The sequence below is a fragment of the uncultured Treponema sp. genome (assembly GCF_945873775.1).
Taxonomy (GTDB): Bacteria; Spirochaetota; Spirochaetia; order Treponematales; family Treponemataceae; genus Treponema_D.
In genome coordinates, this window is record NZ_CAMCEC010000019.1 from 36,076 (window position 1) to 49,396 (window position 13,321).

The window sequence follows — 13,321 nt, forward strand, 5'->3', positions numbered from 1 at the left end:
ATTAATCCTTCAAATTTTCAATTTGGAAATCAAGTTCCATTTTCTGTTTTGTAAGCTCCGCTAAAAGCGCCTTGTCTTCCGGCAAAATGCTCCTCGACAAAGAGGAAATTTTTTCCATAATAGACATTTTTTTTCGCTTGCAAGCATTCCTTTTCAAGTAATTTATACAGCTTTCGGCAGACTCTTGAATTCGCCCAGTATTTTTGCTTACAGTTTCAATTATAAGCTTTCTGAAATTTTCCTGATCTATCCGGTTAAGTATATTGCTTACTGAAAAAGAGCCGTTTTTCTGGCACTCTTGCATAACAGCAAATAGTTGCTTGGAATAACTGTCCGACAAATCATCAACAGAAACACATTCGCACATTTTTTGGAAAAGACTGACATCTTCAGTTACGGCTGTCATAACAGCTTGCAGCTCAGCGGTTACTTTTATTTTTTCAGAATCCGCCGGATTTTTCTGCTCCGTACTTGCATTTCTAAAACGGTATGAAACTTTGTCCCGGTTGAAATAATCCCTTCGAGCAGCCTCCTTTTCTATACCGTATGTCTGGCACAACTGATCCAGACAGGCATCTTTCTGAACATCCGACTGCAAAGAATCTATGTACTCAAAAAAATCTAATGACGCTTTAGACTTGCCCATAGGGGTATCTTTAGGATAGAGTTCTTGCAGTTTAGACAACAGATAATCAGAATCAAATATAGCATTATTGACTTCATTCGTCAAGTATTCAGCCCCGAAATTCAGCATAATTTCAGCAGGATCTTTTCCGCCGGAAAGCCTTATAACTTTTACAGCCACGCCTTGTTTTCTGCACATCAGGATTGCGCGTTTTGTAGCTTTTTGCCCCGCTCCGTCAGAATCAAAAGAAAGATAAATTTCTTCAACAAAATGCTTTACAAGTGAAATTTGCTCGTCAGTAAGAGACGTTCCCAAAGGAGCAACCGCCCAGGTAATCCCGCACTGATGGTAAGCAATGCAGTCCATGTAGCCTTCGCAAAATATGACTTTTCGCTTTTCACGTATTGAGGACTTTGCAAAATTAAATGCGTAAAGAGTGCTTCCTTTTTTATACTGAATCAAGTCGCCGGAATTAAGATATTTTGGGGACTTCTGGGCATCGCCGCGCAAAAAACGTCCGCCCATAGCGACAACGTCTCCGTCCTTGTCAAAAATCGGAAACATAAGCCTGTCAGAAAAAAAAGCGCAATCTGGATAATTTTTGCTAAAAAGTCCGGAATTATTCAAAAAATCATCGGAATAATTTTTTTTCAAAAGAAACTGCTTTAGCCATCTTCGGTCTGAAGGGCTGTAGCCGATTTTAAATTTTTCAAGAGTTTCCTGAGAAAGCCCGCGCTTTAAAATGTAGTCAAGGGCAAATTTTCCAGCTGGAGTTTCCATGAGCATATAGTGGAACATTCCGGCGACTCTTGTATACAAATTTTTATATTCGTCTTTTATTTTTGAAGCTGAAGAATCCACAGTTTTTGCAGAACCGCTTGAATATGAAAGCTGAACTCCTGCTTTTTTTGCAAGAAATTCAACAGACTCAACAAAAGAGATTTTTTCCATCTCCTTTACAAAATCAAAGACGTTTCCAGAAACTCCGCAGCCAAAGCAATGGTAAAATTTTTTATCCTGAGAAACACTGAACGAAGGAGTTTTTTCATTGTGAAAAGGACAGCAGCCCCACCAGTTTGAGCCGCGCTGTTCAAGAGGAACGTACTCGGAAATAAGACTGACAATATCAGTTTTTTCCGCAACTTCGTCAATCGATTCCTTAGATATAAGACCAGGCATTTGATTTTAAAAACCTTTTGAATAATAGTTTGTATTTTCCGCAGCCTTGTGCTGGTCAAAATTTTTTGAAAATGTATGGCGTCCAGTCGCAGGATCTGTAAGAACAAAAAAATAATAGTCAGTCTTAGCAGGATTCAATGTGGCAGACAAAGCGACAAGCCCCGGATTAGAAATAGGTCCTGCAGGAAGTCCAGCCCATTTGTAAGTATTATAAGGACTGTCAATTTTTAAATCATCGTAAGTTATGCGGTCAGGATGCGGCTTGCCTTGAATTTCAGTCAAAATATATTCAATTGTAGCGCAGGAATAAAGCCCAATTCCATGTTTAAGCCTGTTTGTAAAAACACTGGAAATCAGCGGAGCTTCAGACTTAACACGATATTCACGCTCAACAACAGAAGCCAAAGTAACAAGCTCATGCAGTTCCAAAGGAGACAAATCTTGAATTCCTGAAATTTCAGCGGTTTTAGCAAAAAAGTTGTCCGCCATAATTTCAATAACATCTTTTGCTTCCATTTGCGCTATAAAGAAATAAGTGTCGGGAAAAAGGTAGCCTTCAAAATTCTGGGCAGGAATTTTATATTTTTCCAAAAGCTCAGAATTTTTGCAGTAAAATAAAAAATCCGCAGCGGAACAAATATTTTTATCTTCAAGAATTCTTGCAATTTTTGACATTGTAAGCCCTTCTGGAACGACAACAGAAATGTATTCGCTCGCGCCGGACTGCAAAATCTGATAAATTTCTTTTAGCCCCATTGAAGTGCTTAAAGTATACGAGCCGCTTTTCAAGCTGAACGGCTTTGTTCTGTCAAATACGCTGAATCTTGCGGCATAATAAAAAGCATCGGCTGATTTTACAAACCCTTTTTCCTTTAAAAGAATCGAAATTTTCCTTACCGAAGCTCCTGAAGGCACGCTGATTTTTTCAACACGGCTATTTTCCGCAGAATCAACAGGCTTGACAATATAAGCCCACATTCCAAAAGCCGCCACAAAAAGAATTGAAAGCGCCGCCAGAATCCAGGTAAAAAAAACAACAATCTTATATAAAATCCGTTTCAAAGCTGAATTTCCTGACCTTCTTTTGAAATATAAAGATTCAAATTTCCATTCGACTTATATTTTTTGTAGTTGTTTCCAGCATCAAGAATTGAATCAAGTTTTTTATCATCGTAGTTCGGCTCGTGGTGAAAAAAGTAAAGGTTCTTGATATTCCAGTTAGAAGCAAAATCAATTGCAGAACTAAAAGAATTGTGCCCCCAGTTCACTTTTTTTGCAGCTTCTGGATTTGTGTACTGGCTGTCAAAAACCAAAACATCAGCATTTTCAAAAAATTTATTTCTTGCGCTATTTTTGTCAAAATCCGAAGTCTGAAGCTCAACATCTGTGCTGTAAATAAAACGTTTTCCGTCCTCTTCAAATGAATAAGAATAAGAATCTCCCGGATGAAACATTCTGTGGCATTCTATTTTCAAACCGCCGATTTCTATTGGAGAGCCTTCTTTCATAAGGTGAAACGAAAGCTGATTTTTTACAGATTCAAAGCAGGCGTTTATTGGAAAATATGGAAGGCTGCTCTGACGCTCAAGGTATTCCTCGGCATTTTCAAAAGGCGTATAAATATCGATTTTTGAATTAGGCGAAAAAGACTGTCCGAAAAATGGAAAGCCCTGAATATGATCCCAATGAAAATGTGAAAGAAAAATATTATAATGTCCGTTTTCCGGCTGTCGGCCAGCAACAGAAAATTCTCTTAATCCTGTTCCGCAGTCAAGCAAAAAAAGCTCGTCGGATTTTGACCTAAGCTCTATGCAAGGAGTGTTTCCGCCTATAGTTCCATAAATCCATTCAGGCAGAGACGAAAGGAATTTCATTTTTGACTCGGCGCTTTCCAAATCTTTTGGAGAAATACGGGAAACAACGGCCGCAATTTTTGCCTGCACCTGAGCACTCTTCAGCGGCGTAGGCAAAGACCCCCGAACTCCCCAGAAATGAATCAGCACTTTCATCCTCCATAAAATTCCGCAGAATTTTTGAGATTATAGTATACAGAAATTGAAACAAACTGTAAACAGATTATTCCTTGCTTTTGTTTTCAAATTTCGTGTAGCTTGAAAGGAATATAACATCAACATCGCCAATCGGACCGTTGCGCTGTTTTGCCACAATCAGTTTTCGTTCCTGAACCGGATTGTAGCCTTCGTTAGTTTCCTTATTATCGCTTCGTTTTCCGTGTATAAACATAACCATGTCAGCGTCCTGCTCAATCGAGCCTGAGCCTCTGAGCTGAGCAAGATTCGGCTCTTCACCTTCTGCGGCTCTGGCAACCTGGCACAAAACAACAATCGGAATTTCAAGCTCACGCGCAAGGCTTTTAAGAGATTTTGAAATTGCGGACTGCTGCTCAAAAAGCTGGGCATCTGGATTTTCACTTGTAATAAGCCCGATATAATCAATAAAAATAATCTGGACTTTCTGGTTGACTTTCATGCGTCTTGCCATCGCCCGCAAATCAAGGAGCTTCATGTTCGGCGTGTCAACAATATAAAGAGGCGCATTGAAACATTCTCCAGCCGCATCCTGAAGCTTTTTGAAATCTTCTATTTTAAGCATTCCGTTTCTAAGCTTTGTTCCAGGAATTCTCGCAATCTGAGAAAGAAGACGCTGCGCAATCTGATCCGCAGACATTTCCAAGCTGAAAAATCCACACGGAATTCCGCGGTCAATTGCAATATTTTGCATCATGCTCAACGCAAGGGCGGTTTTTCCCATTGAAGGACGCGCGCCAATTATAATCATTTCGCTGTTCTGAAAACCGCTTGTCATGCTGTCAAGATCGTTAAGTCCAGACGGAATGCCGGAAAACGCATTTTTATTCTTGTAGCGCGTATCGATTATCTGAATTACCTTCGGCACAACATCTTTCATTGCAAGAACTTGCGCAGACTGGTTTATATCAGTGAGCTTGAAAATTTTCTGCTCTGCATCTTCAAGAATAGAACGGCTTTCCTTTGTTTCGTCAAAACTAGATGCCTTTATTTCAGAGGAAATTTTTATAAGATTCCGCCGAGTTGACTGGTCAAGGACAATTTTAGCGTAATAGTCAACATTCGCGCTTGTGGGAACAATATCTGTTAGGGAAGAAATATAAGCGACTCCGCCTGCTGCCTCAAGTTTTCCATTTTTTGTAAGGTCGTCAACAAGAGTGAGCAAGTCGCCTTTTATTCCAGCTGAAAAAAGATGCATCAAGGATTCATAAATAAGCTGATTCTGCTGACTGTAAAAATTTTCACTTCGCAAATATGTTACAACATCGCTTACAGAACTCCAGTCCAGCAAAAGAGCACCAAGAACAGCCTGCTCTGCCTCAATATTGTGCGGAGGTATCTTATCTTTCAGATCCATTTTTCCTCTTTTACGGTTTTTTATAAATCCTAAATAAAAAAAACCGCAAGAAAAATCTCACGGTTTTATTTTTTTTCAAAGCAATTTCAGCTATTACTCAGATTTTGCTTCTTCAGCTGGAGCTTCATTCTTTTTTGCAGGAGCTTCTTCTTTCTTAGCAGTTGCATCATCCTGAGATTTTACAGTAACTTTTACTTCAGCTACTGTAGTTTCATAAAGATGAACTTTTACAGAATAAGAGCCTGTATTTTTGATTGTGTGTCCAGGAATTTCAACTTTCTTGCGTTCAATCTCAAATCCGCTCTTCTTGTAGAAGTCAGAAACTGTCTGGTTTGTAACAGCACCGTACAATTTTCCATTGTTTCCAGCAGGCATAGAAATAACAACTTCAAGAGCCTCAAGTTTTTCCTTCAAGCTCATGCTGTCCTTGCGCTTCTGTTCCTTGCGGGCTTCAATTTCAGCCTTTTTTGTAGCAAAATAAGCTTCTGTTTCCGGTGTGCATGGAACTGCAAGCATACGAGGGAAAAGATAGTTACGGAAATATCCGTTTGCAACATTCTTTACATCACCCATTTCTCCAAGGTGTTTTACATCTTCATTAAGAATTACTTTCATTTTTCAAGCTCCTATAAAATTTTGATTTTACGCAGATCCACCAGGAGTTGGCTTCTCTGCTGAAAAAATTAGTCTGCAACAAAAGGAAGAAGACAAATTGCGCGCGCACGTTTAATTGCAGCTGCAACTTCTTTCTGATGTCTTGAGCAAGTTCCAGTTATGCGGCGTGGAAGAATTTTGCCACGTTCTGTTGTAAAGCGGCGAAGTCCGTCCGCATCCTTGTAATCAATTTTTCCCTTGTTTGCGCAAAAGCGGCATACTTTCTTGTGAGAGAAAAATTTTCCTTTTCCACGAGCTCCGCGAACTTCGTCTTCACGTCCTGAATCCTGAAGCTGCTCCTGTGTTACATTTGTATTTTCGTTTACTTCTTTTTCGTCTGCCATAATATAGCTCCTGTTTTTAAGAGTTTTTTTTCAAACTGCGGAAACCGAATTAAAACGGAATATCCTCAGGGAAGCCTGCGTTGTCTCCGCCAAAAGCTTCTGAAGAAGGCTCGTATCCGCCGCCGGAAGACTGATTTTGAGAATAAGAAGCGCGCTGCTGATAACCCCCGAATGAATCAGAGCCGCCGCCATTTTGACTTCCAGAAGACCTAGAACCCAAAAGCTCAACTGAATCAGCAAGAATATTTACCCTGCTGAATTTCTGTCCGTCTTTTTCCCACCTGTCTTGGCGTAGAGAACCTTGAACCGCAATTTGTGTTCCTTTTGTAAGATAAGGCTTGATACCTTCCGCGCCTTTTCCGAAATATGAAACATCGAAAAAGTTAGCCTCGCTGATCCACTGGTCTCCGTCTTTCTTGCTGCGGTTTACAGCAATAGAAATTGAAGCGACAGCAGTTCCGCTGTTAAGATACCTTAATTCTGCGTCTCTTGTAAGTCTTCCTACAATAACAACGCTGTTTATATCAGAATTCGCCATAATCTACTCCGGATTTTTTTGTCTTATACGTTCTTTGATTCGATTAAAACAAAAAGATATTTCAAAAGATTGTTGTTGAATTTGAATTTACCGTCAAGTTCAATGATTTTAGCAGGATTCAATTTCACTGTAAAAAGAACGAAGTGTCCGCGTTTCTGCTTTTTTACTTCGTATGTAAGATCACGGTCGCCGAAAACTTCCTCTTTTTCGATTTCTGCGCCGAAACTTGCAAGGTCAGCTCTAAGAGTTTCAAGGCCGGCCTTAGATTTTTCTTCCTCTAAAGGAAAGATTGTCATAAGTTCATACTTTCTCATCGTATGTTTCTCCTTATGGTCAGAATGGGAGCCGCATACGCAACTCCAAGGGGTAATTGATATTAGCAGTTTTTGTATGGATAGTCAACGAAACTTCAAAAAAGTTCAGTATTTTTTAGAAAAATTTAATTTTGCACTAGAGTTTTTATAAATATTCAAGTATACTTTTGCCCATTGCATTTTGAAAAATGCCAGGTCTCTTGTTTTTTAGAGTCAGGGGCAATTTCAAAAGTTTTTAAATTAGGAGAAAAAAATGAACAAAGCTGAACTTATTGAAAAAATGGCAAAATCAACAGGATTGCCAAAAAAAGACACAGAAAGCGCGCTCAAATCATTTCTTGAGATTGTCTCAAAGGAACTTGAAAAAGGACATGACGTGCAGCTCATTGGATTCGGAACATTCACAGTTGGAAAAAGAGCCGCAAGAGAAGGACGCAACCCTGCAACTGGAGAAACAATTAAAATCGCAGCTTCAAAAACACCAAAATTCAAGCCAGGAAAAGCTCTCAAAGACCGCCTGAACAAAAAATAAAAAGTAAATTTCAAAAGTTTTTGCAATTCATGGGAAAAAATTTCAATGTTTTGCAAAAACACACTTTCCTTTCAAATTAAAGTAATCAAAAAAACACCTTACTTAAACCAGCAATTTAATCAGCGTTCGATTTTGCAATTGCAGATTTCTTCTTCTCACTTAAACTGCAAGTATAAAATTGCCTCATGGACAAACCTAGGGATTTATGCAAAATTTTGGGCTCAAATATCCGCTGTTACAGAATAAAACTAAAAATGACGCAGGAGGAGCTGGCTGAAAAAGCAGGAATAACATCAGTTGGAATTTCAAAAATTGAAACAGGAAAAACTTGGCCTAAAAAAGAAACAATAGAAAAGTTTCTAGAAATTTTAGAAGTAAAGCCGTTTCAATTATTCACGGAAACAAAAGAAGATTTCATAAAATACAAAAACATCGTTACAGAAACAATATCTGAATTAGTTGACAAAACTTTTTCCGAGCAGAAAAATACCTCCAAAAGAAACAGAAAAAATTTCAAGCTAAAACATTAATTTTTGAGTTTTTTCATATTTTCCTATTGACAAAAAAAAGATGAATTGCTAATATAGCGACACTTGAAACGGGCTCTTAGCTCAGCTGGTACGAGCGTCTGGTTTACACCCAGAATGTCGGGGGTTCGATCCCCTCAGAGCCCATTTCGTTTCGGGACGTAGCGCAGCTGGTAGCGCATCTGGTTTGGGACCAGAGGGTCGCAGGTTCAAATCCTGTCATCCCGACTTAAAGGCTTGTCTGATTTTGGCAAGTCTTTTTTTATTTTAAATTGAATTTTTGGAATTCTTCTTTTAAACAAGAAACTTTGTAAGCATAATTTTCATCCTTGCTTTCGTCAACAGAAGAAACTAGAACTTTGGCGTTCACAGAATTAAATTTAAAAAGTTATCAGTACACTACCCCTGCCTGCAATTTATCAAGTACCAAAAGAAAAATAATTTTTGGAATTTTTCAGTTTTTCCTATTGACATAAATAATAAAAAAGCATATAGTCTTATACATCAATTGCCGGTGTAGCTCAGCTGGTAGAGCGGAGGACTGAAAATCCTTATGTCGTCAGTTCGATTCTGACCGCTGGCAATTCAAGCACTCTTTCATAGGGTGCTTTTTTTTTATTTTTACGGAAATTCACAATGGATGATGAAGAATATTATTCAGCAATGAGAAAGCAATACTCGCCTGTTTTTCAAAAGCCAAAAAAGCAGAAATTTTCAGAGTGGAATTCTTTTCATGGAAGAGAAGATGCTGAAATGCTGAATGAGCGTGAACGGGAAAAAGAAACTCCGCCTGAAAGCAGCGCAGAAAACTAAAAACTTTTTCCATAAAAAGAATTTATTTTTTTTGACATAAATTATATAATTGCAGAATGGACATAAGAATTCCGCCTTCAATAAAAAAAGGCTGCACAATTGCTGTAACAGCTCCTTCTTTTGGATGCACAACAGAGCCTTACACTTCCCGCTTTAATTTTGCAAAGGAAAAATTCGAATCCCTTGGCTACAAAATTTCCACAGGCAAAACTGTATTCAAAAGCGACGGAAAAGGAATTTCAACAGATCCAAAAAACGCAGCAAGGGAGCTTGAAGAATTTTATTGTTCAGATGAAAATTCCGCAGTTATTTCCGCAGGCGGCGGAGAACTGATGTGCGAAACGGCTGGCTTCATTGACTTTGAAAAAATTGCAGCCGCAAAGCCAAAATGGTTCATGGGATATTCTGACAACACAAATTTTATATTTCCTTTAGTAACAAAATGCAAAGTCGCGGCAATTTACGGTCCGACAATCACGGGCTTTGGAAAAAAATGGCAAAAGCCTGAACTTTATTCGCTCGGACTTTTGGAAGGAAATGTAAAAGAAATTTCAGGATTTGAAAAATTTCAGCTTCCAGAGAATGACAGCGATTCAACAGAAAACCTTGAAAATTTAACTTACAACCTTACAGAAAAAAAAATCCTTAAACTTTTTCCAGAAAAATCTGATTCAGTAAAAATGGAAGGAATTCTTTTGGGAGGCTGCCTTGATGTTCTTTCAAATTTGTGCGGAACAAAACTTGACAGCGTAAAAGAATTTAACCGCAGCGCAGAAAAAATTATCTGGGTTCTTGAAAGTTGCGATGGAAATCCAGCTGAAATTAGGCGGCAAGTCTGGCACTTGAAAAATGCCGGCTGGTTTGAAAAAGCTTCAGGATTTATAATCGGACGTCCGCTCGCCTCGCTTGGAAAAGAAATTTTTGGAATAAACCAATACAACGCCGTTACAGACCTGCTTTCAGAATTTAATCTTCCAATAATAATGGACGCTGACATTGGCCACGTAGATCCGGCAGTTCCAGTTGCGATGGGAATTTCTGCGGAAGTTTTTGCGGACAAAAATAATTTTACAATAAAATACAAATGGAGCTGAATAAGCATGGAAAATTTTTCAATCAGAATAGCAGAAGAAAAAGACGCAAAAGAAATTCACGATATTTACGATTATTACGTAAAAAATACAGCTGTAACATTTTCAACTGAAAATCCAACTGTTGAAGAATACAAAAAGCAAATTTCCGAAACAAAAAAAAATTATCCTTATTTTGTCGCACAAGATTCAAATGGAAAAATTTTGGGATTTATCTACGGACATCAGCTAAGGCCGCACGAATCTTACAAATGGAACGTTGAATCCACGGTTTACCTTTCTTCAGACGCTCCAAAAAGATGCGGAATCGGAACTGCGCTTTATAAAAAATTCATGGAAACACTTTCGCGCCAAGGATTTAAATATGTCTACGGCGTAATAACTTCAGAAAACAAAGTAAGTGTTTCAATGCACAAAAAACTTGGATTCAAGGAAATCGGAAACTTTCCAAACGCAGGAAACAAAAATGGAAAATGGTACGGAATTTCATGGTTGCAAATGCAACTGGGCGAAATATCAGAAAATCCAAAAGAGCCGATTCCGTTTTCAGAATTTAAAATTTAACTGGAGAAAACTACTATTATGGAAGAAAATAAAAACCGTTATCAAGGCGAACTTTTTTACAACAGAATTTCAAAAAACCAGAAACGCCTGAAAAAATGGGCAAGAAAAAATAGAATTTCGTGCTACAGAATTTACGACAAGGACATTCCAGAAATTCCGCTCTGCCTTGACGTTTACACATTTCTTCCAGAATTTGTTGAAAATAAAATCGATGCAGCAAAATATAATTCTGAGCTGAATTCCGCAATAAGTGAAAACGGGCAAAAAGCAAGGGAACTTTTAGCGCAGGAAAAACAAAGAACTTACGCAAGACTTTATCTTTACGAACGCCCTTACGAAAAGTCTTTTGAAGAAGAAGAGCTGTGGTTAAAGGAAATGAGTTTTCAAACTTCAAAAGCGCTGGAAATTCCAGAATCCAATGTAATCGTAAAAATGCGGAAAAGGCAGCGTGAAGACGACAGCGGCAAACGAAGCCAGTACAAAAAAACAGAAGAAATAAACAGCATAAAAGGAATTATCTTTGAGCAAGGGCAGATTTTTTTTGTAAATCTTACGGACTATATAGACACAGGCATTTTTTTTGACCATAGACCGCTCAGGCTAAAAGTCCGCGAAACTTGCAAAGGAAAACGTGTATTAAATCTTTTTTGCTACACAGGAAGTTTTTCAGTTTATGCGGCAGAAGGCGGCGCATCCTTTGTTGAAAGCGTTGACATGAGCAATACTTACACCGAATGGACTAAAAATAACCTTAAACTGAATGATTTTTTAGACATACAAAGCTACAAAACTACAAGAATGGACGTAATTCATTACCTTGAAGAAAAAACAAAGCAAATAAAAGAAAACGAAAAATTTGATATAATAATCCTTGACCCGCCGACTTTCAGCAATTCAAAAAATACAGACACTACTCTTGATTTAAATAAAGACTGGCCAAAACTGATAGAAAATTGCACAAAGCTTTTAAGTCCAAAAGGGATTCTTTATTTCAGCACAAACAGCCGAAAACTAAAAATGGATGAGCAGCTTCTTCCGCCGGCAATGTCAGCAGAAGAAATAACAAGTTCAACAATCCCCGAGGATTACAGAAATTCTAAAATCCACAGGGCTTGGAAAATCACATCAATTTAAATCTTGCATAAAAGTTGACTGCGTTGAAAACTGAAAAAACATTTTCCACATTATCGTAGTCAGCATATTTTATGTAAAAATCATCAGAAAGTCCCAAGGAAACCTTCTTAGAAACAGGAAACTCTACCGATGCTTGGGAAAAAGCAAAATATTCCCAGCCAGTGTCATCGCAGTCCTGTTTTTGAGCTTTATACTTGTACATCGCATATCCGTGAACTGTCCAGTCAAAGACGAAGCCAGAATGCGCATTATAAGCAATCTTTTCAACGATTTCAGCGCCAGTTGTATATCCGTAATCGCAAGAAACATAATCAGGCTTAGGAAAAACTCCACGGCGCAAGTAATAATAATCAGCAGTTCCCATTATAATTCCTGCCAAATGAGACTGCCAGACAAAAGCTCCGTTTTCTGTATTGATTCTCTGCTTTATGGCGAATCCAGGCGCAAGTGAAGAAAATTCCATGAACGAATGCCACATAAAATCATATTCAAGAACAATGCCGACAGTCGTATCGCGGTTTTCGCCAAAATCAGGATTTCTAGCAAGAAGCATTCCGTTACTGAAAATATTTATGCTGTACATGATTTTTTCTTCCGTGGAATCCGCGCCTTCACCAGAACCAAGACCTGCCGAACCTTGCATAGAAAGCTCAAACTGACTATACGGAGTATTTGAGTCGTGCCCATAAGGATCGTCATACACAACATCAAGCCCAACAGAACCATAAGCCGGGAAAAATTCAGAGCAGTTGTCATAAGGCTCTTTTAACCAAGTATTTGCAAAAGCAAGCCCGAATCCTGTTTTTAAAGAAAAACTCTGCAAAAGTCCGCTCGGTCCTTGCGGGGCTCTTTTTAGAATTGGATCTGTATAAAGTCTCAAAGGATTCGCAACATAGCCAAGAATTTTGTGCCCTTTTGCATTAGCTTCAAGACCAAGCCTGTAAACCATTTCTCCTGTAGCAAAGCCGCCAATTGGAGTATATGTAAGGTCATTTGTTGACGGGGAATTTGTTTCAAAAAAGTATTCCCACATAAAAGAACCAGCCGCCGAAACAAGCAAAGATTCAAACCAGTTCAAATTTGAATTTCTTGCGGCAAGATAGTAAAGTCCGCCCTGATATGGATGCAGAACGAAATTTGTCCAGTACCAGTCGCGGTCAAATTTTATTTTTCTATTCCAAGGCTCTTTTATGTCGTCCCAATAAACTTGCGCCCAGCTAGCTCTAGCAGGACCAAAGCGGTTCCAGCTGCCAATCACAATGTTTGTAAGCAGCATTCCGCCCGCGGCAACAAAATAGTGTTTTTTTGAATCAAACTCAACAGCTTCACTTGAAAAATCCAAGTCAGCATCTGAAGTTTCTGCGCTTTCAGCGGTTTGCGCAAAAACATTAAAGGTTAAAACAAAAGAACACAAAGCCAGAACTATTTTTTTTAACTTCATTATAACATTCTCCCATACACTTTGGATAAACTCTAAATACGTCTGGCCAAGGTACGCTTACGCTCAAGACCTTGACTCAGCCGTTTTTAAGTTTTTGATAAACCATAAATCACAAACCACCCGTCAAACGGGTGGTTTGCACTTAGCCTATAAGGCTAGG

General features: G+C 38.6%; 15 protein-coding genes and 3 tRNA genes. 9 read left to right on the forward strand and 9 right to left on the reverse strand.

What is annotated here, in order from left to right; genetic code table 11:
* Window position 1: 1 nt before the first annotated feature.
* From dnaG to rpsF, 8 genes are all read right to left on the reverse strand, one after another.
* Window positions 2–1,804: a DNA primase gene (dnaG, locus tag Q0N70_RS09290; protein WP_294016055.1), complete on the reverse strand. Its 1,803-nt coding sequence runs from the start codon at window positions 1,802–1,804 to the stop codon at window positions 2–4.
* Window positions 1,805–1,810: 6 nt separating this feature from the next.
* A complete protein-coding gene (gene mltG, locus Q0N70_RS09295) occupies window positions 1,811–2,866 on the reverse strand; it encodes an endolytic transglycosylase MltG (protein WP_294016056.1) in 1,056 nt (351 codons plus the stop codon).
* Window positions 2,863–3,813: an MBL fold metallo-hydrolase gene (locus Q0N70_RS09300; RefSeq protein ID WP_294016057.1), complete on the reverse strand. Its 951-nt coding sequence runs from the start codon at window positions 3,811–3,813 to the stop codon at window positions 2,863–2,865. The genes mltG and Q0N70_RS09300 overlap by 4 nt, the downstream gene beginning before the upstream one ends.
* Before the next feature lie 67 nt (window positions 3,814–3,880).
* A complete protein-coding gene (gene dnaB / locus Q0N70_RS09305) occupies window positions 3,881–5,209 on the reverse strand; it encodes a replicative DNA helicase (protein WP_294016058.1) in 1,329 nt (442 codons plus the stop codon).
* A 93-nt stretch (window positions 5,210–5,302) separates the two neighbouring features.
* Complete coding sequence (gene rplI / locus Q0N70_RS09310; RefSeq protein WP_294016059.1) at window positions 5,303–5,824, reverse strand: 50S ribosomal protein L9; 522 nt, start codon at window positions 5,822–5,824, stop codon at window positions 5,303–5,305.
* 68 nt (window positions 5,825–5,892) lie between these two features.
* The gene (gene rpsR, locus Q0N70_RS09315; protein WP_013701432.1) at window positions 5,893–6,207 is read right to left on the reverse strand and encodes a 30S ribosomal protein S18; all 315 of its coding nucleotides are present in this window, start codon (window positions 6,205–6,207) and stop codon (window positions 5,893–5,895) included.
* A 49-nt stretch (window positions 6,208–6,256) separates the two neighbouring features.
* Entirely contained in the window at window positions 6,257–6,745 is a 489-nt protein-coding gene (locus Q0N70_RS09320) for a single-stranded DNA-binding protein (RefSeq protein ID WP_294016060.1), read from the reverse strand.
* A gap of 23 nt (window positions 6,746–6,768) precedes the next feature.
* A complete protein-coding gene (gene rpsF, locus Q0N70_RS09325; protein ID WP_294016061.1) occupies window positions 6,769–7,059 on the reverse strand; it encodes a 30S ribosomal protein S6 in 291 nt (96 codons plus the stop codon).
* Between the two features lie 253 nt (window positions 7,060–7,312).
* Here rpsF and Q0N70_RS09330 point away from each other — a divergent pair, with 253 nt between their 5' ends.
* The 9 genes from Q0N70_RS09330 to Q0N70_RS09370 all read left to right on the forward strand — a co-directional run bounded on the left by Q0N70_RS09330 (window position 7,313) and on the right by Q0N70_RS09370 (window position 11,720).
* Window positions 7,313–7,591: an HU family DNA-binding protein gene (locus tag Q0N70_RS09330; protein WP_294016062.1), complete on the forward strand. Its 279-nt coding sequence runs from the start codon at window positions 7,313–7,315 to the stop codon at window positions 7,589–7,591.
* Window positions 7,592–7,776: 185 nt separating this feature from the next.
* A complete protein-coding gene (locus Q0N70_RS09335) occupies window positions 7,777–8,121 on the forward strand; it encodes a helix-turn-helix transcriptional regulator (protein WP_294016063.1) in 345 nt (114 codons plus the stop codon).
* A 70-nt stretch (window positions 8,122–8,191) separates the two neighbouring features.
* Window positions 8,192–8,265, forward strand: a tRNA-Val gene (locus Q0N70_RS09340).
* 8 nt (window positions 8,266–8,273) lie between these two features.
* Window positions 8,274–8,346, forward strand: a tRNA-Pro gene (locus Q0N70_RS09345).
* A gap of 282 nt (window positions 8,347–8,628) precedes the next feature.
* A tRNA-Phe gene (locus tag Q0N70_RS09350) sits at window positions 8,629–8,701 on the forward strand.
* 53 nt (window positions 8,702–8,754) lie between these two features.
* Window positions 8,755–8,931: a hypothetical protein gene (locus tag Q0N70_RS09355; protein ID WP_294016064.1), complete on the forward strand. Its 177-nt coding sequence runs from the start codon at window positions 8,755–8,757 to the stop codon at window positions 8,929–8,931.
* 56 nt (window positions 8,932–8,987) lie between these two features.
* Window positions 8,988–10,025, forward strand: coding sequence for a S66 peptidase family protein (locus tag Q0N70_RS09360; RefSeq protein WP_294016065.1), 1,038 nt, complete (start codon window positions 8,988–8,990; stop codon window positions 10,023–10,025).
* A 6-nt stretch (window positions 10,026–10,031) separates the two neighbouring features.
* Complete coding sequence (locus tag Q0N70_RS09365) at window positions 10,032–10,586, forward strand: GNAT family N-acetyltransferase (protein ID WP_294016066.1); 555 nt, start codon at window positions 10,032–10,034, stop codon at window positions 10,584–10,586.
* Between the two features lie 18 nt (window positions 10,587–10,604).
* Window positions 10,605–11,720, forward strand: coding sequence for a class I SAM-dependent methyltransferase (locus tag Q0N70_RS09370; protein WP_294016067.1), 1,116 nt, complete (start codon window positions 10,605–10,607; stop codon window positions 11,718–11,720).
* On the opposite strand, the gene Q0N70_RS09375 is transcribed toward Q0N70_RS09370, so the two are convergent.
* Window positions 11,707–13,161 carry a DUF3943 domain-containing protein gene (locus Q0N70_RS09375; protein WP_294016068.1) on the reverse strand — a complete coding sequence of 485 codons (1,455 nt, stop codon included), beginning with the start codon at window positions 13,159–13,161 and terminating at the stop codon, window positions 11,707–11,709. The two genes, Q0N70_RS09370 and Q0N70_RS09375, sit on opposite strands and share 14 nt — an antisense overlap.
* Window positions 13,162–13,321 lie beyond the last annotated feature (160 nt).

Coding starts and splice junctions, on each gene's coding strand:
- dnaG (WP_294016055.1), bottom strand. CDS start 1,804: ATGCCTGGTCTTATATCTAAGGAATCGATTGACGAAGTTGCGGAAAAA.
- Q0N70_RS09300 (WP_294016057.1), bottom strand. CDS start 3,813: ATGAAAGTGCTGATTCATTTCTGGGGAGTTCGGGGGTCTTTGCCTACG.
- dnaB (WP_294016058.1), bottom strand. CDS start 5,209: ATGGATCTGAAAGATAAGATACCTCCGCACAATATTGAGGCAGAGCAG.
- rplI (WP_294016059.1), bottom strand. CDS start 5,824: ATGAAAGTAATTCTTAATGAAGATGTAAAACACCTTGGAGAAATGGGT.
- rpsR (WP_013701432.1), bottom strand. CDS start 6,207: ATGGCAGACGAAAAAGAAGTAAACGAAAATACAAATGTAACACAGGAG.
- Q0N70_RS09320 (WP_294016060.1), bottom strand. CDS start 6,745: ATGGCGAATTCTGATATAAACAGCGTTGTTATTGTAGGAAGACTTACA.
- rpsF (WP_294016061.1), bottom strand. CDS start 7,059: ATGAGAAAGTATGAACTTATGACAATCTTTCCTTTAGAGGAAGAAAAA.
- Q0N70_RS09330 (WP_294016062.1), top strand. CDS start 7,313: ATGAACAAAGCTGAACTTATTGAAAAAATGGCAAAATCAACAGGATTG.
- Q0N70_RS09335 (WP_294016063.1), top strand. CDS start 7,777: ATGGACAAACCTAGGGATTTATGCAAAATTTTGGGCTCAAATATCCGC.
- Q0N70_RS09355 (WP_294016064.1), top strand. CDS start 8,755: ATGGATGATGAAGAATATTATTCAGCAATGAGAAAGCAATACTCGCCT.
- Q0N70_RS09360 (WP_294016065.1), top strand. CDS start 8,988: ATGGACATAAGAATTCCGCCTTCAATAAAAAAAGGCTGCACAATTGCT.
- Q0N70_RS09365 (WP_294016066.1), top strand. CDS start 10,032: ATGGAAAATTTTTCAATCAGAATAGCAGAAGAAAAAGACGCAAAAGAA.
- Q0N70_RS09370 (WP_294016067.1), top strand. CDS start 10,605: ATGGAAGAAAATAAAAACCGTTATCAAGGCGAACTTTTTTACAACAGA.
- Q0N70_RS09375 (WP_294016068.1), bottom strand. CDS start 13,161: ATGAAGTTAAAAAAAATAGTTCTGGCTTTGTGTTCTTTTGTTTTAACC.